At 52.8% G+C, this 24543-nt stretch carries 23 protein-coding genes and 2 tRNA genes; 8 read left to right on the top strand and 17 right to left on the bottom strand.

Annotated features, from left to right (window positions below):
• Positions 1-7 precede the first annotated feature (7 nt).
• Together priA and FRD01_RS21365 are read right to left on the bottom strand one after the other, a co-directional pair.
• Entirely contained in the window at positions 8-2425 is a 2418-nt protein-coding gene (gene priA, locus FRD01_RS21370) for a replication restart helicase PriA (RefSeq protein WP_249755809.1), read from the bottom strand.
• Complete coding sequence (locus FRD01_RS21365) at positions 2418-4568, bottom strand: ATP-dependent DNA helicase RecG (RefSeq protein WP_249755808.1); 2151 nt, start codon at positions 4566-4568, stop codon at positions 2418-2420. The genes priA and FRD01_RS21365 overlap by 8 nt, the downstream gene beginning before the upstream one ends.
• Positions 4569-4650: 82 nt before the next feature.
• Between FRD01_RS21365 and xerD the strand changes: the two genes are divergently transcribed.
• Positions 4651-5547, top strand: coding sequence for a site-specific tyrosine recombinase XerD (gene xerD, locus FRD01_RS21360; RefSeq protein ID WP_249755807.1), 897 nt, complete (start codon positions 4651-4653; stop codon positions 5545-5547).
• Between the two features lie 65 nt (positions 5548-5612).
• Here xerD and FRD01_RS21355 read toward each other — a convergent pair whose 3' ends face one another.
• The 10 genes from FRD01_RS21355 to pilB form a co-directional block, all read right to left on the bottom strand.
• Complete coding sequence (locus FRD01_RS21355) at positions 5613-6416, bottom strand: ABC transporter permease (RefSeq protein ID WP_146962967.1); 804 nt, start codon at positions 6414-6416, stop codon at positions 5613-5615.
• The gene (locus FRD01_RS21350) at positions 6413-7336 is read right to left on the bottom strand and encodes an ABC transporter ATP-binding protein (protein WP_146962966.1); all 924 of its coding nucleotides are present in this window, start codon (positions 7334-7336) and stop codon (positions 6413-6415) included. Before FRD01_RS21350 ends, FRD01_RS21355 begins: the two co-directional genes overlap by 4 nt.
• A complete protein-coding gene (locus FRD01_RS21345) occupies positions 7336-7974 on the bottom strand; it encodes a hypothetical protein (protein WP_146962965.1) in 639 nt (212 codons plus the stop codon). Before FRD01_RS21345 ends, FRD01_RS21350 begins: the two co-directional genes overlap by 1 nt.
• 225 nt (positions 7975-8199) lie before the next feature.
• Positions 8200-8859 (bottom strand): prepilin-type N-terminal cleavage/methylation domain-containing protein, encoded by a 660-nt coding sequence (locus FRD01_RS24760; protein WP_283808671.1) that lies wholly within the window; start codon positions 8857-8859, stop codon positions 8200-8202.
• Between the two features lie 148 nt (positions 8860-9007).
• Positions 9008-9481, bottom strand: coding sequence for a type IV pilin protein (locus FRD01_RS21335; RefSeq protein ID WP_146962964.1), 474 nt, complete (start codon positions 9479-9481; stop codon positions 9008-9010).
• Positions 9482-9551: 70 nt separating this feature from the next.
• On the bottom strand, positions 9552-10964 hold the full coding sequence (locus tag FRD01_RS21330; protein ID WP_249755806.1) for a sigma-54-dependent transcriptional regulator: 1413 nt from the start codon (positions 10962-10964) through the stop codon (positions 9552-9554).
• The gene (locus tag FRD01_RS21325) at positions 10961-12562 is read right to left on the bottom strand and encodes a two-component system sensor histidine kinase NtrB (RefSeq protein WP_146962963.1); all 1602 of its coding nucleotides are present in this window, start codon (positions 12560-12562) and stop codon (positions 10961-10963) included. The genes FRD01_RS21330 and FRD01_RS21325 overlap by 4 nt, the downstream gene beginning before the upstream one ends.
• Complete coding sequence (locus tag FRD01_RS21320) at positions 12559-13776, bottom strand: type II secretion system F family protein (RefSeq protein ID WP_146962962.1); 1218 nt, start codon at positions 13774-13776, stop codon at positions 12559-12561. Before FRD01_RS21320 ends, FRD01_RS21325 begins: the two co-directional genes overlap by 4 nt.
• Before the next feature lie 18 nt (positions 13777-13794).
• Entirely contained in the window at positions 13795-14904 is a 1110-nt protein-coding gene (locus FRD01_RS21315; protein ID WP_146962961.1) for a type IV pilus twitching motility protein PilT, read from the bottom strand.
• A 66-nt stretch (positions 14905-14970) separates the two neighbouring features.
• Complete coding sequence (gene pilB, locus FRD01_RS21310) at positions 14971-16677, bottom strand: type IV-A pilus assembly ATPase PilB (RefSeq protein ID WP_146962960.1); 1707 nt, start codon at positions 16675-16677, stop codon at positions 14971-14973.
• A 719-nt stretch (positions 16678-17396) separates the two neighbouring features.
• Here pilB and FRD01_RS21305 point away from each other — a divergent pair.
• From FRD01_RS21305 to FRD01_RS21295, 3 genes are all read left to right on the top strand, one after another.
• The gene (locus FRD01_RS21305) at positions 17397-18212 is read left to right on the top strand and encodes a hypothetical protein (protein WP_146962959.1); all 816 of its coding nucleotides are present in this window, start codon (positions 17397-17399) and stop codon (positions 18210-18212) included.
• 134 nt (positions 18213-18346) lie between these two features.
• Positions 18347-18420 (top strand) — tRNA-Met (locus tag FRD01_RS21300).
• A 43-nt stretch (positions 18421-18463) separates the two neighbouring features.
• A tRNA-Met gene (locus tag FRD01_RS21295) sits at positions 18464-18537 on the top strand.
• 65 nt (positions 18538-18602) lie between these two features.
• Here the strand turns inward: FRD01_RS21295 and FRD01_RS21290 are convergent.
• From FRD01_RS21290 to FRD01_RS21280, 3 genes are read right to left on the bottom strand one after another with little or no spacing between them, the layout of a single operon-like run.
• Positions 18603-19490 carry a pseudouridine synthase gene (locus FRD01_RS21290; RefSeq protein WP_146962958.1) on the bottom strand — a complete coding sequence of 296 codons (888 nt, stop codon included), beginning with the start codon at positions 19488-19490 and terminating at the stop codon, positions 18603-18605.
• A 5-nt stretch (positions 19491-19495) separates the two neighbouring features.
• Positions 19496-20059 (bottom strand): SMC-Scp complex subunit ScpB, encoded by a 564-nt coding sequence (gene scpB / locus FRD01_RS21285; protein WP_146962957.1) that lies wholly within the window; start codon positions 20057-20059, stop codon positions 19496-19498.
• The gene (locus FRD01_RS21280; RefSeq protein WP_146962956.1) at positions 20056-20859 is read right to left on the bottom strand and encodes a segregation and condensation protein A; all 804 of its coding nucleotides are present in this window, start codon (positions 20857-20859) and stop codon (positions 20056-20058) included. The genes scpB and FRD01_RS21280 overlap by 4 nt, the downstream gene beginning before the upstream one ends.
• Positions 20860-21094: 235 nt before the next feature.
• Between FRD01_RS21280 and FRD01_RS24505 the strand changes: the two genes are divergently transcribed.
• The 4 genes from FRD01_RS24505 (at position 21095) to FRD01_RS21265 (ending at position 23864) form a co-directional block, all read left to right on the top strand.
• Positions 21095-21442, top strand: coding sequence for a hypothetical protein (locus tag FRD01_RS24505; protein WP_249755805.1), 348 nt, complete (start codon positions 21095-21097; stop codon positions 21440-21442).
• Complete coding sequence (locus FRD01_RS24500) at positions 21424-21903, top strand: ATP-binding protein (protein ID WP_249755804.1); 480 nt, start codon at positions 21424-21426, stop codon at positions 21901-21903. The genes FRD01_RS24505 and FRD01_RS24500 overlap by 19 nt, the downstream gene beginning before the upstream one ends.
• A 1-nt stretch (position 21904) precedes the next feature.
• A complete protein-coding gene (locus FRD01_RS21270) occupies positions 21905-22705 on the top strand; it encodes a ParA family protein (RefSeq protein ID WP_249755803.1) in 801 nt (266 codons plus the stop codon).
• A 721-nt stretch (positions 22706-23426) separates the two neighbouring features.
• Positions 23427-23864: a hypothetical protein gene (locus FRD01_RS21265; RefSeq protein WP_146962955.1), complete on the top strand. Its 438-nt coding sequence runs from the start codon at positions 23427-23429 to the stop codon at positions 23862-23864.
• A 78-nt stretch (positions 23865-23942) separates the two neighbouring features.
• Here the strand turns inward: FRD01_RS21265 and FRD01_RS21260 are convergent, their stop codons facing one another.
• A complete protein-coding gene (locus tag FRD01_RS21260) occupies positions 23943-24191 on the bottom strand; it encodes a hypothetical protein (RefSeq protein WP_146962954.1) in 249 nt (82 codons plus the stop codon).
• Between the two features lie 130 nt (positions 24192-24321).
• The gene (locus FRD01_RS21255) at positions 24322-24537 is read right to left on the bottom strand and encodes a hypothetical protein (protein WP_146962953.1); all 216 of its coding nucleotides are present in this window, start codon (positions 24535-24537) and stop codon (positions 24322-24324) included.
• Between the last annotated feature and the right edge of the window lie 6 nt (positions 24538-24543).

Genomic DNA, 24543 nt, shown 5'->3' with positions numbered 1-24543 from the left:
GCGCTGGCTAAAGCAAGTTCAGGGGGTCGATATCCACCACGATACGCACGTTGCGATGCTCGGTCTTGCCCGCGGGATCAAAGTACTTTTCATGGTTCAAGACCGAGCCCACAACGCGGCGCACTTTTGAACGGTCGGAACACCTGAAAAGCAGCTGGTACCGCGTCCGCCCGCGTAATTTCTCGATGGGCGCGATCGCCGGCCCCACCACTACCACATCTGAGAGCCCACTTTCTTTGCGAAGAATCCGACGCGCGGTGGTCGCATAGTCTCGCGCCGCCTGAATAACCGCCCCTTCCAAAGTCGCTTCGAACTTGATCGCGATCATATGCGCAAAAGGCGGGTATTTGAGCTCTTTTCTGAGCGCCAACTCTCGCTCGGCAAACCCTTCGAAGTCGTGCCGTGCGGCCGTCTCCAGGCTGTAGTGCTCGGGCGAATAGGTCTGCACCACGACCTCACCTGGGTCATCGCCACGCCCTGCCCTGCCTGCGACCTGAGTGAGCAACTGAAACGTTCGCTCTGCTGCCCTGAAGTCGGGAAAGTTCAGGCTCATGTCTGCCAAGACCACGCCAACCGTCGTCACGCCGGGAAAGTCATGCCCCTTCGTGACCATCTGCGTGCCGACGAGGATATCCACTTCACCGTCATTGACCTTCTTTAAGATATTCTGCAGCCCACCACCTGTGCCTGTGTCTCGATCCAATCGTTCCACCCGCCGGTTCGGAAAGAGCTCGCCGAGAATCTCCTCTAACTTTTCAGTGCCCACTCCCATGGGTCCAATGGTTGCTTCGGTACATTCGGGGCATGTCTCGGGCAGACGCACGCTAAAATCGCAATGGTGGCATCTGAGAGACTCTTGCCTGCGATGATAGGTCAAAGAAACATCGCACTGTGAGCACATGAACTTAAAGCCGCACGACGAACACACAACACATGGTGAGTAGCCACGGCGATTCAGAAAGAGAATCGACTGTTTGGCAGCCATGAAGCTCTTGGTCATCGAATCCAAGAGCGGGCCACTCAAAACGCCGTAGGCCAAATCTGAACGGCGCCGCATATCCACCACTGAAACGGGCGGCAATGGCCGCGACTGCACGCGGATCGGCATCCTCAGCAACGTAATCCGCCCCTCTAACGCATTCTGAAAGGATTCCAGACTGGGTGTCGCGCTCCCCAAAATCACACGCGCGCCTTCGAGCTTCCCGCGCATGAGCGCGAGGTCACGCGCGTTGTAGCGCGGTCCCTCCTCTTGCTTGAAGCTCGGGTCATGCTCCTCGTCCACGATGATCATGCCGAGATTCTCAATCGGGGCAAAAACGGCGGAGCGCGCACCAATCACGATGGAGACGTCGCTCTTTTGGATACGGCGCCATTGGTCGAATTTTTGAGCCTGACTAAGTCCACTATGCAAAACGGCGATATCGTCGCCGAAGAAGCTCCGGAAGACGCCCACAAATTGCGGTGTAAGCGCGATTTCGGGCAAGAGAATCAGGGCTCGCTCGCCTGCCGCCCTGAGAGCTCGAATCGCCTCCACGTAAACCATGGTCTTGCCGGACCCGGTCACGCCGTGAAGCAAGAACGCCCCAAAACCGTTTGCCGCGTTGATGGCGCTCAAAGCCCGACTTTGTTGCTCGGTGAGCGAAGGCGAAATCGCGGTGTCCACCACCGCATCCTTGAACGGGTCGCGATAAACCTCCACCTCCCACCTAATCAAGAGCCCGCGCTCCTCAAGGCTCTTTAAACTCGAGTAAGGCGAGTTCACGCGCGCCTTGATCTCCTCCATGCTGGCTTCTTTGAGTTCATGAAGCAGGGTCAAGATCTCGTCTTGCTTTGCACCGACGCGCGACTCCGGCTCCTTGCCGCTTAGCTTGAAAAACGCCTCGGTCTTCGGTTTTAAGGCCGACTCGTCCACGTATTCCACGTCGACCGCTCCCAGGCTCTCTAGCTCAGATAGGCGGGCAAAGGGCAGGTCACTCTTTTCGCGGAGCAGATGCAGCGGAATTTTATCCTCGATCAGCGCATAGGCCGCGCTTAGGTCTTCCTCTAGAACGCCGTCATAGGGAGTCCGCACGTACCACTTGATGCCTTCCACGCGCGCCGCACTCGGAACGGCGAGCCGCATCACCTCTCCCATGGGAGACATGTAGTATTCGGAGACGAATTTTAGGAAGTTCAGCCCGGTTTCGTTAAGCAAAGGATTGCGGTCCACGATGTCCAAGATATCGCGAATCTTCCCCTCAAAATCTGGCGCTTCGGCGGTCACGCGCATGACAAGACCGGTCTTGGACTTGTTCCGAAACGGAACCTGCACGAGCTGCCCGGCACGTATCATACCGGCAAACGCGGGCGGAACAGCGTATGAGAGCGCCGCAAAAACCGGAACATCCACAGCAACTTCAGCCCATAACTGCTTCGTTTCAGACACGTGCATCCCCAAGAATCAATCGCCGAGCGGCTGCGCGAGCCTGATCTAAGAGTGCGGCATCGCGCACCAGATCCCCGAACCTAAATTCCGCCACGCCTGCCTGCCTAGCTCCTAAGAGAAGCCCTGGTCCGCGCTGAATCAGGTCAATTTCCGAGAGCTTAAAGCCGTCTTCATTTTCAACGAACGCCTGAAGGCGCTCGTGCGCATCTTCACTAGTTCTCGACGGGTCGAGCATCAAAACACAGAACGACCTGGCGGAGCTTCGCCCTACCCTGCCTCGAAGCTGATGCAGTTGGCTTAAACCAAACAAATCCGGACTCTCGATAACCATCAAGGTTGCGGCGCCCACGTCCACGCCCACTTCGATTACCGTTGTGGAACACAGGACTTTGAGCTGGCCGTTCGCGAACCGTTGCATGACCGCATCCTTCTCTGCCGCTGCCATCCGGCCGTGAAGCACGCCGATCGGGATTCCTGAAAGCGGTCCGTTCGCAAGGTATTCTGCGCCTTCAACCACATTCATACGCCCGGCGAGCCCCTCGGACGCTTCCACCAAAGGGTAGACGAAATAGGCTTGTTCGCCGTGTTCTTCGATGCGCTCACGCAGGTACTCGAAGAGCTTCTCAGCCGTATCACGCGTGCGCATGACCGTTTTGATCGGCACTCGGCCAGGAGGCTTTTCACGGATGATGATGAGGTCCAAATCCCCAAAATAAGCGTGTGCTAACGACCGCGGGATGGGCGTGGCTGTCATGGCCAAAAGGTGTGGATCTTTGCCTTTCGCCATCAACTCAGCGCGTTGCTCCACACCAAATTTATGCTGTTCGTCCACGATCACAAGTCCGAGGCCCGTGGCCGGTTCGCGAGTGGTCTGAATCGCTTCAAAAAGCCCAGCCTGCGGGGCGGGCTCCGCCTGATTACCGGCATAAACCACATCTTTGGAAAACAACGCGTGCGTGCCAAAAAGCACGTCAATCTCGCCAGCAGCTAGTCGACTTAGTAGGGCTGACCTCTCAGAAGTGCCGGTGCTTCCCGTCAACAACGCAGATTCAACGCCGAGCGTATCCAACCACGCCTTGGAGCGGTTGTAGTGTTGCGTGGCGAGCACGTCGGTTGGTGCCATGAACGCGGTTTGGGCGCCGTTCTCCGCAGCGATCACCGCGGCAAAGAGCGCCACCACGGTCTTTCCGCTGCCAACATCGCCTTGAACCATTCGACGCATCGGCACACGCGACGCGAGCTCTCTTCTCAAGATTTCGAAAGCCGACGTCTGGTCCGAGGTGTAGTCGAAACCGGTGGACTTCAAAAACTCTTCGGCTCGGGCGCGGCGCTCCAAAATCGGCGCCGAAGCAGCACGCCGAGACTCCACATATTGCTGAGCCATCGTGAGCTGAAGCCCAAAGAATTCCTCAAAAACGAGACGTTCTCGGGACTTATCCAACGCAGGCTGGAGCGCGTCCCAAGTCGTTGGCTTCAGTACATGAACTTTCTCAAGAGCTTCGGCTACGCTAATCAAATCCAAATCGCGGACGATTTTCTCCGGCAGAGATTCCACGATCGCGGCCTGAAGCGCGGGCCAAGAGGCGCGAATCGCCTTCGGAATCACACTCTCCTTGATGCCATCGTATACCGTATAGACCGGCTCCACCCGAATATGCGTTTCGTACGGGATATTCTCGGCGACCACCTCAACATTGGGGTGGAACATTTTGCCTTGTCCCTTCTCAAACTCGATCGCACCCTCGATATCAAGCCACATCCCCGGGGAGAACTTCTTTGCGAACCAATCGCCTTTAAGGTTGAACCAGAGCAATTTGAGGGTAATCCCACGTGTCTGAAGGTAGATCTCGAAAGGCTGACGCGACCGTGGCGCGGGCGCTTTCACGCGCTCAATGACCCCAATGCACCGTACAAACTCTGGTTGTTCCTCAGCCAACACATAGCCTGGTGCGTACTCGTAAATCTTGCGGTACTTGCGCGGAAAGGTCAGAAAAAGCTCAGACAGGTCCTCGATGCCTTTTTCGCGAAGCTTGTTGGCGGTGGTTTTTCCAACTCCGGGAATACTCTCGAGTTTGAGGTCGATTTCTCCCAATTTGAGCTGGAACCGAGCGGGCGCCCCATATGTATGAATTTCATCAGACATGAACGCATGTATAGGCGCTGAGGGCCGACCTGTAAACGGCTCAAAATTTGCTCTTCGTGGCTCTGGGTGGGAAGATGCTGCCATGAGTATTGACGACGCCATAGACAATTTCATCTTTCATCTGCGCGCTGAACGAAACCTGGCAAAGAACAGTGTGCAAGCCTATTCACGCGACCTCGCGAGTTTCGCGGAATGCGTTCAGGACAAGGCTCCATCGGAGATCGCGCCCGACGACATCACCGCTTTCATGGCCCAGCAACTCGACGAAGGCATCTCTTCGCGCTCACTCGCCCGTAAACTCTCGGCCATTCGCGGCTTGTTCAAGTTTCTACGGGTGTCTGGGGACATCAAGAGGGACCCCACAAAACTCGTGGATTCTCCGCGGTACGGCAAACGGATCCCCGAAGTTCTCACGCTGGACGAGGTGGAGTCGTTGCTGGCGGCGCCGGATCGAAGCGTGCCAGAAGGTCTTCGCGACCATGCGATGCTGGAGACACTCTACGCCACCGGGCTTCGTGTAAGCGAGCTCGTGAACCTGCAGCAGCGCGAGCTCGACACCCGCGCGGGGATTGTTCGTGTTGTTGGAAAAGGCGGAAAGCAACGCATCGTACCCGTGGGCCAGATGGCGCTCGAAGCCTTGGATAGCTATGTGAGCACCGCCAGGGGAACCTTGCTCGCCTCCAGTGGCGGTCCGGGTTCCACTCCCTACCTCTTCGTGACGAGACGAGGCGGGCCGATGACGCGTCAAAACTTTTGGAAACGCCTGATGGGATACGTGGAGAAGTGCGAAATCGAAAAGGATGTGTCTCCTCATAAGCTGCGCCATAGTTTTGCGACTCACCTCTTGGAGCGCGGAGCGGACTTGAGAATTCTACAAACGATGCTCGGGCACGCCGATATTGGAACCACCCAGATTTACACACACGTGGCTCAGGCTCGGCTCAAGCAGCTCCACGTGGACTTCCACCCGCGCGCATGAAGTATGTAATTCTCGGTTGTGCGTTGACGCTCTTGGTCTACCCCGACCTAATCACCCTTTCGCGGTCATTGGAAATCTTTCCTGCTAAAAATAAAAATCGAAATCATCAATACTAAGGCAATGTACGAAGAAGCATACCACAACGCCGTCACCCAATAATTGAGTGGAACTGCAGTGCCGTAGGTCAACTCGTACGACAAGTTCATCGCCTCAAAGTTTGGCAACGCGAATTTGACGGCGTTCAACACAGGAACAATTGATGGAGTCGTTTCTCGGAAATGTTCGATTGCCATTTCCATTTGAGTATGCAGGTTACCAGCTACAAAAAGTGTGAACGCAGAGATTCCTGCGACCAAAGACCCTGAAAAAGTGGCAAACAAAATCGTCAGTGAAGCAACTACAGTCGATTGAAGAAATGCCATGAAGTAGGCTGCAAGAAACGTAGAATTGAGGGACCCGCCTTGAAAAACGACAAGCGAACCTGAAGTCACTCCCAAGACGACTACAACAGTGGCACTTATGGCGCTGACACCAAGAAATTTACCCAGGAGGAAGTGCCAATGGTCGATTGGTTTGGAAAGCAAAGTGTAAATGGTTCGGCGTTCCAATTCCGTGTGGAAAAGTGTGACTGATGCGTAGACTCCCATTACGACCGCAAACAACGTGGTCAAGAAGATTCCAGAGTTCGTAGCCACTCGAACCTCGTTGTGGAGACTCATTTCCCCCATTAGGGAACCGATCCCAATAACCATGAATGAAAGTCCCAAAAGGCCACCCAAGACCTTGTTGCGCAACGCATCCCTAAATGAATTCAACGCTATTGCCCACACCGGTAAGTAATGCTTAAGAAACAGGTTGGAGAGGCTCACTGGTCGCTCTCTCTCTGAACGTCCCTGATCAATACATCCTCAAGGTCTACCCTCCTGGATGTGACTGAATTGACTCTAGCCTTGGATTCGGTCAACTCCGCAAGGCACTCTTGTAATGCATCTTCGGAAACCAAATCCATGAATGTTGCTCCGCCTTGATTCCTATGAGAATCCACACTTTTCGGGATGACCGAAACGTTGGTCGCAATCACTTCATATGACTTGATCTGACTTCCTGTTAACTCTTCTAACGTGCCGACGTCCAAGACTTTGCCTTTCACCATCAACACCACTCGGTCACAAACCGCCTCCACGTCGGGCAGAATATGGCTTGAGAAGATAACGGTCTTGCCTTGGTTCTTTAACTCAAAGATGAGGTCGCGGACGTCTTTGCGGCCGAAGGGATCTAGGCCCGTCTGGGGTTCATCTAACACCACAATCTTGGGATCATTAATTAATGCCTGAGCGATACCTGCACGTTGCCGCATTCCCTTTGAAAATCTGCTCAGCCGTCTATCTCGAGCATGTTCGAGTCCTACAATCTGGACAAGCTTGGGAATTCTTTGGTCTAAGATATCCCGTTCAATACCAAAAAGTTGTCCATAGAAGCGCAACAACTCTTCGACGCGCAAATGTTCGTAAAAGTATGGATTTTCCGGAAGATAACCCATTATTGAGCGCGCCTGCCGATTTTTGGGCGAACAACCAAACACTGATATATTGCCCCTATCAGGCCTCAGAATCCCTGTGAGCATTTTAATTGTGGTCGTCTTTCCGGCACCGTTCGGGCCGACAACCCCGAAAATCTCTCCCTCATTGACATGAAAGGAAACCGAAGCAACCGCATCAATCTTGGTTCTCAAGAAGCCAGTTCGAAAAGCTTTAGAAACAGCTTGAATACTAATGGTTTCTCTACTCATCAATCTTGAACCGCCTCGCACAAGGAACGAGAAAGGTAGCCGACACACTCCACCAACGCAACGGGTTCGACCATCGACAGTCTAACTTTGGCATCCGCTGGAAGAGACTCCCAAAGATCTGGCGCTCGATCACGTCCCAACCGAAAAATCATTTCCTCAAGGAAGACAGATTCGTCAACTCCAGTTTCGGACTCTAAATCGCGAAGTCTCTTCGCAAGCGCACCAATCAGTGCAGGCATGTCCTCCCAAGCGCCCGGTCGAGCAGCCGCAATGTTAAGGTACTCTAGAGAACGCCGAATCTCGCGCACTCGGCGAGGTTTATCGTTGAGGTCACTCTGCCCAATATAATTCATCGCGGCTGAAAATGGCAGTTCAGGATCGTTTGGGAAGTGGTCAATACCCACATCCATCAATTCACTGATCAATTTCAAGGACTCTTCCGACACGAGGTGCTTTCGACTCAAATAAGCAGCTGGAATCCAAAGGTACACTGAATAATAGTTAGGATCGAGTTTGGTGATTTCGAGGCCACGTTGGATCGCTGCAACGCTGGTCGGTAGTCCTGCTCTGCGGATCTCTCCAATCTTAATTAGTGCCTCCACCCAGCCTATATCTGCGGCCAGAGTTTTGTAATTCAAGAGAACGGTCGACTCAACAGGAAGCTTCGCCAAGAAAGATGTGCGAGGCGACTGCTTTAACTCCCAATATTCCCTTTTCAACTCGAGTTGGCTGTTCAGAAGACTCAGTGAAGCTAACACCAAAATAGCGACTTGAAAGAGTGAGCGCATTGATACCATTGAGCTGAAGCCCCAAAAAAAAAAGACCCGCACGGAAGGCGAGTCTTTTAGCCGTCAAGTCCGAAACTATTCGAATTCGTTGGTGATGAATGCAGGTGCGATCAAGACGTCTTGATTCTGAACCGAAATGTTCTGTGTTGCCGTATGGAACTCTGTGCCAGCCGGGCGAAAATCTGCTAGAGCCTGAATGCTTGCTGTTGCGGTATCACCAGTCCCTGTGCCAGTTGCGTAGTTATATGAGAAGTAGGTTGGATCCGTAAATGTCACACGTAGTTTGTTGAGCATCGCCGTTTCCAAACTTGCAACTGGCTGAGTCGCTGGCAGCAGTTTCCCCCCACCAGCTGGAACGTTGGTATTGCTCGTCGTGCAGGCCCCGGCACCTATAATGTGCGAGCAGAAAGCGACACTCACGCCACCTGGGAATACAGATGCCGCGTAAGGCACCGGCATCCCGAATTGGCTAGTACCGGCGGCTGCTTGGCCCACATGCCAGGGCTGATCTCCCCCTGAGGCGGCATCTTGTGAAAAGCGCTGCTCCGAGGAGAAGTAGGCTTTCGCGCCCTCCGAAATCTTCTTCATGTTTTGCTCGGCCTCAGCTGCCTTCGAATTCTTGATGTACCGAAGGAAGGCCGGAATAGCGATTGCGGCCAAGATTCCAATAATCGCAACAACGATCATAAGTTCTACGAGTGTGAATCCTTTCTTTACTTTCTTCATGACTTTCATTCTCTATCTCCTTTCGGGTTTGGTTGTCTCACTAGTTAAGCAGGAAGCGTGCCAATACTTCGTTCACCATTTCAATGGACTTGGCTCAGTTTTCTATTCAACCACCGACAAATCTTGTCCCTAGTGTTGAAAATGGTGTCGAGAATTGTCACTCACCTTCAAAAAGAACGATTGGAGTACTCAGTTGGTTGTGGAGCACCACCGTAGTTAACTCAGTTGAGTCAGGATTCATATCCTGGCTGACTACTATAGCATATCCGATTGCCCCACCGGTTCCGGCGACTCCTTGGCAAATTGTACAGTTTCCAGTAGCTGGCCATGATTCCACTTGGATGTTTACACCGGGAGGAATTGCCATCGTGAAATCGAGTAGGTTTTCGAACTCGACTTTGTCTGCGACATAGTCTTTTTGACCTGCGGTGGCCGGGTAATAGGTGTTGTTGCGACTGCGGTACCGTTCTTGCCCTTGCGACAGGTCTTGAGCAATGGCCGTAAGTCGTTGGATTTTTCCCGACTTGATGTAGCGCCCGTACGCCATGCTGCCGAGGGCGGCAAGTATCGCGATTATCGCCACCACGATCATAAGTTCTACCAAGGTAACGCCACGAACTGTGTTTTTCATTTCTAGCTCCTTTGAGAGTCTTTTAGATTGTTGTACGCAATTTGTAAGCCGAAGTTGGAGTTGGAGAAGTCTAGTCATCTTCGTTGTTCGCATCGTCGTCACCGAGTCCTAGTTTTTTGAGTCGATATCGGAAGGAACGAAAGCTTATACCTAAAAGCTTAGCGGCTTCCGTTTTTACACCTTCGCAACGATCGAGAGCAGCCTCAAGATAGGCCTGTTCAATACGCTGCATTTCCAGATCAAGGTCAATCCCTTCCACCGGAAGCTCCAACACTTCGGACCGTGTTACTCTAGGTCTTAGCGTGGGAGGCAACGAGCCTAATTCGATCATTGTTCCGAGCTCCAACGTCACGGCTCGCTCTACTATGTTTTGTAGTTCGCGCACGTTGCCAGGGTAGTCATAATCCAATAAAACGGCGAGTGCTGGTGCACTAATACCCTTCACATCGGTGTCCAATTCCTCCGAATAGACTCCTACAAAGTGTCGTAGAAGTATTTGAACATCTTTTCCGCGTTTCCGGAGAGGGGGAAGTTCAATCGGAATGATATTGAGTCTGTAGTAAAGGTCTTCTCGAAAGCGCCCACACTCAACTTCCTCCTTCAAATCACGATTTGTCGCTGCAACCACTCGAACATCTACGGTGATTTCCTCAACACCCCCAACTGGCTTGACTTTCTTTTCTTGAAGGACTCTTAGGAGCCGAACCTGGGCGCTCAAAGGCAATTCGCCGATCTCGTCGAGGAAAAGCGTTCCTCCCCGCGCCGATTCAACTAGGCCCTTCTGGTCAGCGCTCGCGCCCGTGAATGCCCCTTTTTTATAGCCAAAGAGTTCCGCCTCAATGAGGGTCTCGGGGATGGCGCCACAATTGACGGGCACAAAAGGGCCTTTAAACGGGCTCGCGTCGTGTATTGCCTGTGCCACAAGCTCCTTACCCGTGCCGGACTCGCCCGTTATCAAAATAGTGGTCTTGGTGCGCGCGACGCGGTGAACCATCTCCATGACGCGCTTCATCGGCTCCGACTCACCTATGATTCCCTTGGGCCTGAACTTTCGTTGTTCCTCTTTGAGATAGAGGTTTTCCGCCAGCAGCGCGTACTTTTCGAGGGCGCGGTCTAGGACGAGTTTTACCTGCTCGAGTTTGAAGGGTTTGGTGAGGTAGTCATACGCGCCGCTTTTTATGGCTTCGACCGCTGTTTCGGGTGTGGCGAACGCCGTAATCATGATGACTTGTGATGCGTTGTCGATTGATTTGACGGCCCGGAGTACGTCCAACCCTCCCACGCCGCCTGGCATGCTTAGGTCGGTCATTACCACCGAAAACCTTTCGCCCGACTCCAAGAGATCAATGGCTTCCTGGCCCCGGCTCGCCGTCACAACGTCGATTCCCTGCTTTTTGAGCAGGATCGAGAGCATCTGCCGCATGCTCTCTTCGTCATCCACCACTAGAACTCTTCGCAAACCCTCGGACTCGTTCTCTTTCATCGATTCACCAGTGGAAAAGCCAATTCAAAACGTGCTCCACCTAACTCGGTTCCGTCCATGAGTGTCATATTGCCACCATGTTCTTCCATCATACGGAATATCGTGGGGAGACCAAGGCCGGTACCCTTCTCCTTCGTTGTGAAAAAGGGCTCAAAGACTTTTTCCCGTAATTCTACTGGCACGCCTTCGCCATTGTCCTCAATTGCCAGAAAGGCAAAACTAGAGTCACTCCAAGTCTGCAGCCGTATCTCAGGCTTAGAGTTGCCCGCCTCAATCGCGTTGTTGATCAAATTCCAGATGATCTGCCGGAACGATTGCTCATCGGCCTCGATGACAAGGTCTGCGGAGACTTTCTTCAAATCCACTAGGGCCCGTTCCCCGACAAGAGCCACAATATCTTCGAGGACTGAAAGCAAGCGCACAGGTTGCGGACGCATGTCGTGGGGGCGAGCGTAGTCTAGGAAGTTGGTTATTAAGGTGTTTAAACGGTCCACTTCTTTGAGCACGATGGACATCAGTATCTCTTCGTCTGGATTCGCCGAGGCATGCTGAAGCATCTCGACAGACCCACTAATGCTAGCAAGGGGGTTCCGGATCTCGTGGGCAATAGCCGCGGCCAGTTGTCCTACTGCGGCGAACCGCTCGGAGCGCCTCATTTGAGCTTCCAGATGCTTAATCTCGCTCAGGTCCTGAAAGATGATGATTTTCCCACCCTCGAACTCTCCCGCACCAAAGAGCTCAGAGACTGTGTATCCAAGATAGAGCGATACTCCATCAGGTCTTGAGAATAAAACTTCGCTACGTCTGCCAGAAGAATCACGAATCGCGCGCCAGAGCGCGGGCATGACTTCCTCTAGCGGGCGTCCTAGAACCTCGTCTTCTTCACGCTGGGTGATCTCTCGAGCTGCTCGATTGAAGAAGATTATCCGCTCTTTTGCGTCAACCGTAACGAGTCCCGAGCTCAAGCTCTCCAAGATGTTGAAGTTTAGAGCCCGGAGTTGAGCAATATCGCCTTGCTGCCTGACGATTTCCTCGGTGGCCTTGCCGAGCCTATCCGCGAGTTGTCCAGCCAGGAGCCCTGTTACGAAGGTGGCGGCCGCATTGAGTCCCAACCGGAGGTAAGTGGCTCCGGTGGGCCTTAGAATCGGGTAGATTTGTTCAATGCGAACCCATCTTAGATCAATGGCAGCAAGACCGATCAGAAGCAGGGTTGTGGCTGCAGCCAAGTACAACGCGAAGCGTCTTCCAACCACGACCGCTGCATTGATGATGTTGATGTAGAAAAGAAATAGAAAAACGCTGTCGAGGCCGCTCGTGATAAGCGTGAGGGCGAATGTAGTTAAGGTGTCGACCACCAGCTGGACCTTCGCAAGGCGATCGGCCGAAACACGCTTTAGAAGGAGCGCGTAGATGATCGTCACGAAGTACGTGAACACAATCAGGCCCACAATGGTGGCGTTCTTTAGATCCCCAAAGTTGGCGAGCGCGGTTGTATCGACAGCGAGCGCAGAACCGAGGAAGAGGGTGACGAGGACCACCCTGAAGAGCATTAGGCCCTGAAGCCTCGATTCTGAGATCTCTGATGTTTCGAGGGTCACGAGGCCTTGATATTACCGGCCATTGTGAAGATCGGGAGGTACATGGCAATGAGCATACCGCCCACCACAATACCAAGGAAGACCATGAGCAATGGCTCGATCATCGATGTGAGGTTGTCCACGGCCACGTCAACTTCGTCTTCGTAGAAATCGGCGATCTTATTCAACATGGTATCGAGGGCACCGGTTGATTCACCCACGCCAATCATTTGCACGACCATGTGCGGGAAAATCGCCGTTTCCGTGAGTGGGTCCACCATATTCTGACCTTCAGCGATCTTCTCTTTCACATAGAGAATTGCCTTTTCGATCGTCATATTGCCAGACGTCTTAGAAACAATGTCCAAAGAGTCGACGATGGGGACACCGGAAGACACCATCGTACCAAGCGTACGTGTGAACCTTGCAACCGCAGCTTTTCTTACCAAAGGGCCAAAGAGGGGGGTCTTGAGAATTGTGCGGTCGAAGATTGCTCGCGTTTGTGGGTAGCGCATGAACCAGGTCGCAAACGCCACAAAAAACATGGTGCCGCCAACGAGGAAGAGAATATTCGATTGAACAAACTCAGAGAGGTCCACAACGAATTGCGTAGGGCCAGGCAGCTCACCTCCGCCCATTTCGCCGAACATCGAGGTGAACGTCGGGATGACTTTGTAAAGAAGAAGAACCACAACCGCGAAGGCAATGACCAAAACGATGGTCGGATAAGAGAACGCGCTGCGGATTTTACGCCGCAGTTTCTGGCTCTTCTCGATCTCCACCGCGAGTCGGTTCATGACCGTATCCAAGATACCGGCTTCTTCACCCGCCGCCACCAGAGCACAATAGAGGTTATCAAAGGCACCCGGATGCTTCCGCATACTTTCTGCCAGAGTAGCACCGGACTCTACGTCTGAGCGCACTTGGTCAATCATCTTCTTAAAGCCCTTATGCGGCTCAGCGCCGCCCAGAAGCTCAAGACATTGCACGATCGGAAGACCTGCGTCGATCATGGTGGCGAACTGACGCGTGAAGACCACGAGGCTCTTGAGGGGAACCTTTGGGGCAAATATGCCTGCCAGTCCCGAGTCCTTGTCAGCCTTCTTTTTGATCTTGGAGACAGAAATATCCTGTTGTCTAAGGCGCTGACCTACCTCGTCAGTGCTTTGGGCGCGCATTTCGCCTTTTTTGACATCTCCCGACCTTGTTTTGCCTTCCCAGACGAAAACTGGCATCTCTTTCCTCGCAGTCTATCAGGAGTATCGGACACGACCGCCGGAACCGCCGCGGTTGGGTTGTCCACCCTGTTCAATCATGGTTCTAAGTTCTTCAGGGTCGCTGCTTCGAGCCATTGCGTCTTCAAGGGTGATATCTCCCTTCTTGTACGCGTTGAATAGCGACTGGTTCATGGTCTGCATCGCTGAGCGAGCCTGACCAACCTGCATCTGTGAATAAATTTGGTGGACTTTATCCTCGCGAATCAGGTTTCGAATGGCCGGATTCGGAACGAGGACCTCCATCACCATCGCTCGGCCGCGCCCGGAGGCGTGCGGGATGAGCTGCTGGGAGATAATCCCTTCGAGCACGAATGAGAGCTGTGCTCGAATCTGTGCCTGCTGGTGCGGAGGGAAGACGTCCACGATACGGTTGATGGTCTGCACACAACCGTTGGTGTGAAGCGTTGCCAACGCAAGGTGGCCCGTTTCAGAAATCGTAAGCGCAGCTTCGATCGTCTCGAGGTCGCGCATCTCGCCGATCAGAACAACGTCCGGATCCTGGCGCAGAACGTACCTGAGTGCCGTCTTGAAGCCGTTGGTATCCGCACCGATCTCACGTTGATTCACGAGGCAGTTCTTGTGCGGATGCAAATACTCGATGGGATCCTCAATGGTGAGGATGTGCATCCTCTTTTCTTGATTGATCTTATCGATGATACTGGCAAGCGTCGTCGACTTACCCGAACCCGTTGGGCCGGTGACCAGTACGAGTCCGCGAGGCTTATCCGCAAACGCGCTCACAACCTGGGGAAGCCCCAGTTCTTGGAAACTCTTGATCTCAAACGGAATCAGACGGAACACGCCAGCGACCGCACCACGCTGCATGAATAGGTTGCCGCGGAATCGGCTGAGGCCCTTCACACCAAAAGAAAGGTCGAGTTCCTTTTCGCCCTCAAAATGCTGCTTCTGCGCGTCGGTCAACACGCTATAACAAAGCTGTTGGGTATCAACGGGCGTCAAAGGCGCTGTGCGCAAAGGAACCAATCCACCGTCAATACGTAATTGCGGGGGCGCACCCACGGTAATGTGGAGGTCAGATGACCCCTGATCGACCATGATTTTCAGAAGTTGATGAAGGTTCGCCACTTTTACGGACTCCGTCGAACGGTAAGTATAAACGTGCTTTGGTCTCTAGGCCAATTTTTGCACAACTTAGTCTGGCGCAGTTACGCGCGTTACTTCTTCTGGGGTTGTTACGCCCTCGAACATCTTCTTGATTCCGGCCATACGAAGGGAACTCATGCCAATATCAATAGCGGCGCGTTTCAGCTCCGCAGTGGAATAACCTTGAAGGATGAATTCCTTGAGCTCTTCTCCGCAAGGCATGACCTCGTAGAGAGCCACGCGGCCTTTGTACCCCGAGTCGCCACAACGTGTGCAGCCTCCACCTTTGTAGATAGGAAGGTCGAGTTGGTCGGGCTTGACTTGGAGGTCCACCAAGACTTGCTGCGCCACGTTGTAATTGGTTTTGCAGTCCGTACAAACACGCCGAGCGAGACGCTGAGCCAGAATTAAGTTGAGCGAGGCTGTCACTAGGAATGGCTCGATACCCATGTTGAGCAGGCGGCTTACCGTACTTGGGGCGTCGTTGGTGTGCAGTGTGCTCAACACAAGGTGGCCCGTCAGAGCCGCTTTGATGGAGATCTCAGCGGTCTCGAAGTCACGAATCTCGCCAACCATGATGATGTCTGGGTCTTGGCGTAGGAACGAGCGAAGTGCGGCCGCGAAGTTGAGTCCAATAGACTCGTGCATCTGCACCTGGTTGATGCCGGCGAGGTTGAATTCGACGGGATCTTCGGCAGTGGAGATATTCTCGGTAATCTTGTTGAGGTCGGCGAGCGCCGAATAGAGTGTGGTCGTCTTACCCGAACCGGTGGGGCCAGTGACGAGCACCATGCCATAAGGCTTGTGAATAGCGTTCAAGAAGTCGTCGAGCGGTTTTTGGTCGAAACCGAGCTTAGTCATGTCCAGCTCGAGGTTCGACTTGTCCAAAAGACGAAGAACGATCTTCTCGCCGAAGAGGGTAGGGAGACACGAGACACGAAAGTCCATCTCGCGGTTTCGTCCCATCCTGAGCTTGATTCGACCGTCCTGAGGAAGACGACGCTCGGCGATGTCCAGGTTAGCCATGATCTTGATACGCGAAATGATCGCGTTTCTGAGCTTCATCGGCGGTCGCATAACTTCTTCGAGCACACCGTCCACGCGGAATCGAACGCGGAATGATTTCTCATAGGGCTCGACGTGAATATCGGAGGCACCGCGCTTGATAGCGTCTACTAGGATGACGTTTACGAGTCGGATGACAGGAGCGTCTTCCGATGCCTTTGCAAGGTCGTTGACATCGCCGCCGTCATCATCTTCGACGTAGTCAACATCGTCTAAGTCCATATCCCCGAGGATATCGTCGAAGTTGTAGTCAAGATTATCTGCGGCACCGTAGTACTGAATAATCGACTCTGCGATCGCCGTCTCAGACGCCACCACGCGCTCAATATTGTAGCCCGTCATGAACTTGAGGTCGTCGATCGCGTAGATATTAGATGGATCCGCCATAGCCACAACCAGTGTGGCCCCTGAGCGATTCACAGGCATACATTGATGCCGTTCCGCAACCTCGCGTGGAATCAAATTGATGACCGCATCTGGAATCTGGATTTCCTTCAGATTAATGGAAGGAACCCCGTATTGCTTGGAGAGGAACTTCGTAAGGTCTTGTTCGTTGACCAGTCCCATACGCGCGATTTCGTAACCTAGGCGGCTACCTTCCGCCCTTGAGCGGTCCTGCGCAGATTTGAGCTGTTGGGGTGAAATTAACTTTTCTCGAACGAGAAGTTCGCCCAGACGATCCGGTTTCATATACTTGCCATCACAGGTTCGGATGATTTGATTTCGGGTTTTTCCCTGATGGCGTAAGGTATCAGCGGGTTCTACTCATTGTCAATTTGCACATCACCGCATTTTTGCTTGGAAATGAAATGTCCGAACGGCAGTTTCTCATTGTGCTCGTGCTTCTCAACACTCTTGTATACTCGCAAGGATGGTTTCACCCCTTTGTGATCTGGGATGACCCAACGCATATTTTTCTGAACCCTATGGTGCAAAACTGGTGGGAGTTCTCACTAGTGGACAGGCTCACAACACCTAATTTGGGCTACCCGTTGGGGCTTCCGGTTGCAATACAAGCGCTTGCCTTTGAAACGTTCGGTAGCGCTTCAGCCTTTGCATTGCACGCTCTTTCTACCGCTATTCACATTGCCAATCTTGTCCTTGTATTCTTCCTCGCCAAGCGCCTGAGGTTTAGTTTTCCTCTCTTGGGAGTTGCCCTTTGGAGCCTTCATCCCATTTGTGTCGAAAGCGTTGCGTGGGCAACTAACTTGAAGGAGTTGCTCTGCGCGTTTTTTCTCTTCAGTTGCGCAATCACTTGGACGTATTTGCCCGCAAAAAGAGTCTGGATTTATGGTGTCTTCATCTTGAGTCTAGTCTTTGGTTTTCTCTCGAAACCAACTTTCGTGATCTTGGTTCCGATTTTATCTCTCGTGTCTCTTCATAGAAACGGAACCATACGGAGGTGGGAATTGCTCGTTTTGGCTCTCGCTTCAGTTGTCTCGCTTGGATGGGTGGCTCTCTCTCAAAAGCTCCACTCCGCTATTCCCCTCGAAGACTTGAGTGCTCGAGACCCTATTGTAAGCGTTTTTGCCGCCATCGGTATTCAGGTTCGAAACTACTTCCTTCCTGACGACCTGCAGCCGATTTACGTAGTGTTTACGCACCAATGGTCGGCTTGGGCCACTGCAGGACTCTTGGCGACTCTTCTTTGGTTTGTAGCCGCAGTGTGGGCGTGGAAGTCGCATCGGGCGCTACTCGTTGGGGTCTTCTGGGCCGCAATTGCCTACTTGCCTTATTCGAACTTGTTACCGCTTCCTCGATTGACGGCGGATACGTACGCGTACATTCCATCGGTCGCGCTCGTTTTCTTGATTTCATGTCTTATTGAACGCGTTCCCGAGACGAGGGCCAGACTAGTGAAGCTGATCTCGAGTCTCTTGGTCCTTATCCTGGCATACATGAGCACCGTACAACTCGAGCGGTGGAGCTCGACCGAAAGCCTTATGAGACCGCTTGCCACAGATGCTCGAGCTTTCCCAACTCCGTTCCAAGTCATCGCAATGGAAGCCTTTCTCTTGGGCGAAAACGAGCGCGCAGCAGGAATACTCAGGGAGATCTGGGTCTATCAGACTCGTATTCCGTATCCCAAGTTCGCAATAGACGTTTTTATTGCAGTTGAGGACTATGAATGGGCAGAGCGGGCGTTAAACGACTGGTTCTCTCAAAACGAGAACGAATATGGCCGTGCCGTCTTCCAAGACTATAAAAAACGAATTGAACGCTAAGTTTAAAACTGGCTTCCCTGAGTTAGATTATGAAAGCCGCAGGGACTTTGCGGGGGCATTTAAGGCGGAACACGCATTGTCGCAATAAAGTGGTTGACAAGGTATAGGAGGGGGCATAAGGTGCGCCTCCCTGATGCGGGGTGGAGCAGCCAGGTAGCTCGTCGGGCTCATAACCCGAAGGCCGCAGGTTCGAATCCTGCCCCCGCTACTTTGAAAATTTGGTGATACCGTGGGGTATCAAAACCGCTTGATGCGGGGTGGAGCAGCCAGGTAGCTCGTCGGGCTCATAACCCGAAGGCCGCAGGTTCGAATCCTGCCCCCGCTACTAGAAAAAACCCGTCAGAACTTCTGACGGGTTTTTTTGTGCGTTTAACTTCTTTGTCTGTGCGATTACTTCTTCTTGGTTCGGCCGGTCACAGGAGGGGCTTCCTTCTTGGTAGCTCCGCTGCGTCCTCCAACCTTTCTCGCCTTCGGCTTCCCGTACTTCCGCGACTTCTCCTCGCGCTTCTTCGCGCGTTTAGAGGCTTCGGCTGCTTCGGGCGGACGCTCTCCAACGGCATTGTAGAGCGAGCGGACTTCCTCGAAGTCGAGCGCGCGGAAATGGCCAGATGGCACGCCCGCAAGTGTCAGCGGGCCAATCGCCACGCGGCGAAGTCGGCTTACGCGCAACCCAACGGCCTCACACATCTTGCGGATCTGGCGGTTTCGACCTTCTTTAATTCTGAACTCGAGCCAGGTGTTTTTCTCCGTTGAGCGGCCCACCTTGACCACAGCCGGAGCTGTGACAATGCCTTCCTCAATCTCCACACCCTGACGCAGCTTGATGAGTGCCGGGTCTTCTTCTTCCACAATCGCCATGACCTTGACGCCATAGGTCTTTTCGATTTCGTGGCTCGGGTGGGTCAAGAGGTTCGTGAGCTCACCGTCATTGGTCATGAGTACGGCGCCGTCCGAATCCCAGTCGAGGCGGCCTACCGGCCAAACACGAGGCATCCCCTCAGGCAGCAGGTCTGTAATGATGGGGCGGCCTTCTGGGTCATCCAAGGTTGTGATGTAGCCCTGGGGCTTGTTCACGAGGAGGTAAACCAGGTCTGCCGGGGCATCCACAATCCGGCCCTCGACCTCGATTTTGTCTTTGGAGGGGTCGATCTTGGTACCGAGCTCAGTAACCACCTTATTGTTGACCTTTACTTTGCCAGCCGCAATCAGTTCTTCGGCGTGCCGACGGCTTGAGACGCCGGCTTGGGACAAGAATTTTTGAATTCGCATTTCAGCCATCAGGGCTACTCCTCTTCTTGTGCCAGTTCTTCAATCCCGAAGATATCGCCAAGAATCTCAAAATCTACGTTAAATTCATCGAGTGTTGGAAGGTCTGTGAGCGCGCTGAGCCCAAAAAACTCCAAAAATCTCGGGGTGGTGCCGTATAGATTTGGCCGCCCGATGTCGTCCATTTTCCCGACTACGGCAATCAATTCCAACTCACTGAGCTTCTTGACCACACCCGCAGAATCAACGCCACGAATCTCATCAATGCTCGCCCGAGTCACGGGCTGTCGGTACGCTACAATCGCGAGGGTTTCAAGTGCTGCACGTGATAGTTTCACAGGTTTTGCATCAAAAAGGCGCAAAACCACGTCTTTGAAGTCCGGATTCGTTCTCAACTGTAGGCCACCGGCCACTTCAATCAGATGTACACCGCGCTCGGAGCCCGAGAAATCGAGTTTCATCTGAGAAATAGTCCGCTCCAAGACTTCGTGGTCAACCGTGTCGAAAATCTTGTGAAGGCTCTCGCGACTTAAAGGTTCATCAGCGGCAAAGAAAACGGCTTCGAGTTGGGCACGAATCATACCTCGGCCTCCTTAAGCTCAAGTTCCTGCGAGACTTCTAAGATGTCCACTACACAACGCTCAACCCAGAGCTGATCGCCATGAAGTTTGGATTGGAACAGCTTGATCATCTTGAGTCGCGTCATCTCGAGCAGCGCCAAGAACGTAGTGATAATACGCGTTCGGTCTATCACCTTATTCTCAAACAATGCCTCGAATTCAAGCCTTGGATTCTTGGCCAATAACGCGGCAATATCCAGAATCACGCTTCGTAAAGTGAGTTTCTGAGAGTTGACCTCATAGACCCATTTTCCATCCGACTTGGTTCGAGCGATCAGACGCTTTAGCGCTTCCATCAGCTCGGATACTGACGCTTCCTGAAGCGGGGCGGGGCCAAGCATGGGCGTGAACTCCGGACCTTTCTCTGAATGAGTGAAGACGTCGCGCTCGAGCATGGGACGCTGGTCAAGGCTGGCCGCTGCCAACTTGTATTTCTGGTACTCGATGAGCCGCTGCACGAGTTCTTCGCGTGGATCTTCCCCTTCCATATCATCGGCTTCGACCTCCGGTTGAGGTAGGAGCATTCTGGACTTGATGAAAATCAATAGCGCTGCGAGCTCAAGCCATTCACCACCGACTTCGATATCAATGGACTCCGCGTTTTGAATGAACCGCAGATACTCGTCGGTGATCATCGAGATGGGAATGTCGAAGATATCCACCTCGTGCTTCTTGATAAGCTCAAGGAGTAGGTCTAACGGGCCCTCAAAGGCTTGGAGTCGGACCCGTAGTTCAGGTGGGGTGTTTGCTGATTGCGTCATGTTCGTCACCGGCGCGCATAGTGACGAACTGCGTGTGAAAGTCAATGCTGAGGAGCTTAGCAAACTAGGTACCCCAAAAGCTAGATCGCCTGATCACCTCCGATATAGTGGCCCACTGATGTGAACCAATAGAGAATGAGGACCCCGAAGGTGATCGCTGCTTGGACTCTCATGCGCGGCGAGCATACATTGTGTGGAGCCATAAAGGAACTCATGGCCAACTGGTGGAGATCGGATGCTACGACGACTTAGTGATAACGAGCTACTCGCGCTCTTGAATGATTTGGAATCGGCCCCTCCCTTCGACCTCTACCCCGTCCCCTCCGCCTCGATTGATGATCTTTCACGTGTGGTTTTCGAAGCCGAGTACCTACCAAATGCATTCGCTCCTGACGTGCTCGAAGAGAACGGACGTTCCTATGAAGAACGCTTGGCGTCTTGCCGGATGATCACGTCACCTACGGAATTGACTCCTACCGTGGTGGGATTGTTGGCGCTCGGAAAGAGCCCCAAGACTACTTGCCAGGCGCCTACATCCAATTCCTACGCATCGAAGGTACTGAGTTGGCCGACCCAGTGGTAGACGAAGCCGAGATTCAAGGAAATGTTTCGGGGATGCTACGCCACCTGGAAGAGAAGCTGAGGTCGCACAATCGCGTCAATGTGGATGTGACGTCGAACCCTACCCACAGCTTCGTTTCCCCTTACCCACACGCGGCCTTGCAGCAGATTGTATATAATGCCGTGTTGCACCGAACCTATGAGAGAACAAATGCGCCCATTAGGGTGTACTGGTTTAACGACCGAATCGAAGTGAACAGCCCGGGAGGCCCGTACGGCAATGTGACTCCGCAGAATTTTGGAGAACCGGGTGTAACTGACTATCGGAATCCGAATTTGGCCGATGTTCTAAAGATTTTCGGGTTTGTACAGTCTTTTGGACGTGGAATTGCGATTGCTCGCAGGGCGATGGAGAACAATGGCAACCCTCCACTAGAATTCGAAGTCACGCCAAGTGCAGTGTTGGCAACTTTGAGGAGATAGAATGAAGGCGCCAATACTAACACTTTTCAACAACAAGGGAGGTGTGGGAAAGACGTCATTGATCTACCACTTGGCGTGGATGTTTTCCGAGCTCGGCAAGACCGTGTTGATCGCGGATTTGGATCCTCAAGCTAACTTGACGGCGGCCTTCCTAGACGAAGATGAGATTGAGGGGATTTGGTTGCGGGCTGAGCCCGGTTCCACCGTATTCAAGTGTGTCGAGCCACTCACCGGGGTAGGTGATATCAGTCCCCCCTTGCTCCGACGAATTACTGAAAAGCTCTATCTTCTCCCAGGAGATGTTGCCCTCTCAAGTTTTGAAGACATCCTTTCCGTCGAGTGGCCAAAGGCTTTGGGAGATTCCAACCTCTACCGACCCATGCGGATCTTGAGCGCGTTTTGGCAGATCATGGACGCTGGAGCTAGCGACGTGGAGGCCGATGTAGTTTTGGTGGATATTGGCCCCAATCTAGGCGCAATCAATCGTTCGGCTCTACTCGCCGCCGATTTCGTGGCGATACCCTTGGGAGCAGACCTCTTTTCATTGCAAGGACTTTCCAATCTGGGACCAAGTCTTCGAAGTTGGAGAAGCTCTTGGAGAAAACGCTTGGAAAATTGGGAAGAGAGCACTGAAAATCGGTCAGTGAGTGAGCTACAGCTTCCGAGCGGAAAGATGAAGCCAATCGGGTACCTCTGCCAGCAACACGGAGTGCGCTTGGATCGTCCGGTCAAAGCTTATGACAAGTGGGTTCAACGGATTCCCCAATGGGTCAGGAACATCGAAAGCCCATTTTCCGATTGACCTCTGCGGACGGCGCAATTGGCGCACACGCACACGCTGTAAGCGACGCACGACGTGACTTCAGGGAATTAACGGTTAAAATCGGCGGCCTGATCGGTGTGGTGGTCGACTAGTGCGGTAGCGTTACGATGGCTTGTTGGCGGCGGCCTACGGTCACTCTGCGCAGTGTGCAAGAAACGAAAAGCGCGCCCTACTGCTTTGATTGGCGCGTCTTTTCGATGCGTTCCCTCGCTGTGCCGTCAGAGTCGCCAGTGCGTCCTGAGAGGAGAATGTTGACCTCAGAAATATCTCAGCGCAAGTAAAAAAACGCATCATAGAGGGAATACTGAAAAGGCGGCACGTATCGTGCCGCGCAGATGGGCAAAAAAAACACGTCACCAAGTATGCTACATGTGACGTGTTTCTCTGCGTTCCCCCTTCCGTGGGACGACCTTCCCGAATGATCGCCAAACTTTTGACATATTGCAAGTGAAACTTTCTATGAAAGTAAATCTTTTGCTTCAAATGATCAGATTTTGTTCTGTCACCACTCGACCCAAGAGAATAGACCACTTTTTTCGAATTCTTTTGTTGGGATCTCGGCGAGTGTTTGTGCGGGTGTGCGGCACGTCCGGATAAATCCGCTGCATTTTTTCTGCAACACTCGCGAAAATCGTCCGAAAATATTTATGTAGGCACGAAACCTACATCAACTCAAACACCCAACGAATGGGAGGAAAAGATGAAGTATATGAAGCATGTTTGTACCCCAGTTCAGTGGCAGATCGGCATCTTGCGCTACCTTGGCCAAATCAAAGGATTTGACCTTGTGGTAGTGACACCCGAGATCGTCATCCGAGAGCGCCTCGGCGACGGTGAAGATATCCTGGAGAAGGCTGCTCGCAAGGTTGCACAACTTTGCGAGGAGGTGATGATTCCGTATTGCCCTCACGAGCTAATGTTTGTGGACTCGGAGCTCGCGGATGCCTTTAAGAGGCAGCGTACTTGGTTAGATCTTCCGGTTAAAGTGCACGACGAAGTGATCCGTTTGGAAAAGATCAGAAAGCACGTATCCACGCGAATGACCGGCACCGTCGTGACTTGGCGACATCACGATTCATTCAGCCCTCGGGGACGCAAGAGTTCGGACGGCTCGGGCAGTTTTCCTGTCAAAGACTAGTATCAGCGGGCCAAGAACGACGAAAGCGCGTCTACCGAAGTAGCGCGCTTTCTGTCGGTTTCCCCAGGTCGATTTGTATTATGGCAGATATTTTTCGGAAAGTCTCTCTAGTTCTGCTTCAATTTGCATTAAATCTGCTTCTTGGGCTTCGTAGCAGCCTGTGACGTCTGGCCTGAACCACTCTAAGCCACCATCTCTGATTCGAACCTCAATACGATAGACTACGTCACCCTCGGCGGACGCAGCAGGACACTCCCAGCCTTCCACAACTTTAGATAGAATTTCGGGGGATAGTGCGGCACTCCCAGTCCAGCCAATCCTGCTCATCGTGAATGGGTGCTACTCGACCGTCCAAGTTTGCGATATTCCTTGCGAGAGTCACGACTTCAAACCCGCTTTCACATCCGGCAATGTCGCAATCAGCTCCTTCCTGTCGAATCCACCGAAAATTTGTGATTTAGGGCTCTTGGATCACCGGCGCGGTAGTTTGATTTGAGACACCATTCGACGCATTGTTGGAGGAGTTGTTTTGAACTGTGGTCGAGTTGTTTGAAGTTCCAACCGTGACGTTGTTGGTGTTGTTCGTCCCTGGTGCTGGTGAAACTTCGTCGGAATCAGTATTCCCGCAAGCCGTCGCGAAGCACCAAAACATCAAAATAGAAAAATTTCTCATGAAAAA

It is taken from the genome of Microvenator marinus, assembly GCF_007993755.1.
GTDB classification, from domain to species: domain Bacteria; phylum Myxococcota_A; class Bradymonadia; order Bradymonadales; family Bradymonadaceae; genus Allomicrovenator; species Allomicrovenator marinus.
Note: the sequence above shows the minus strand (reverse complement) of the source record. Positions and strands in the feature narration are given on the sequence as shown.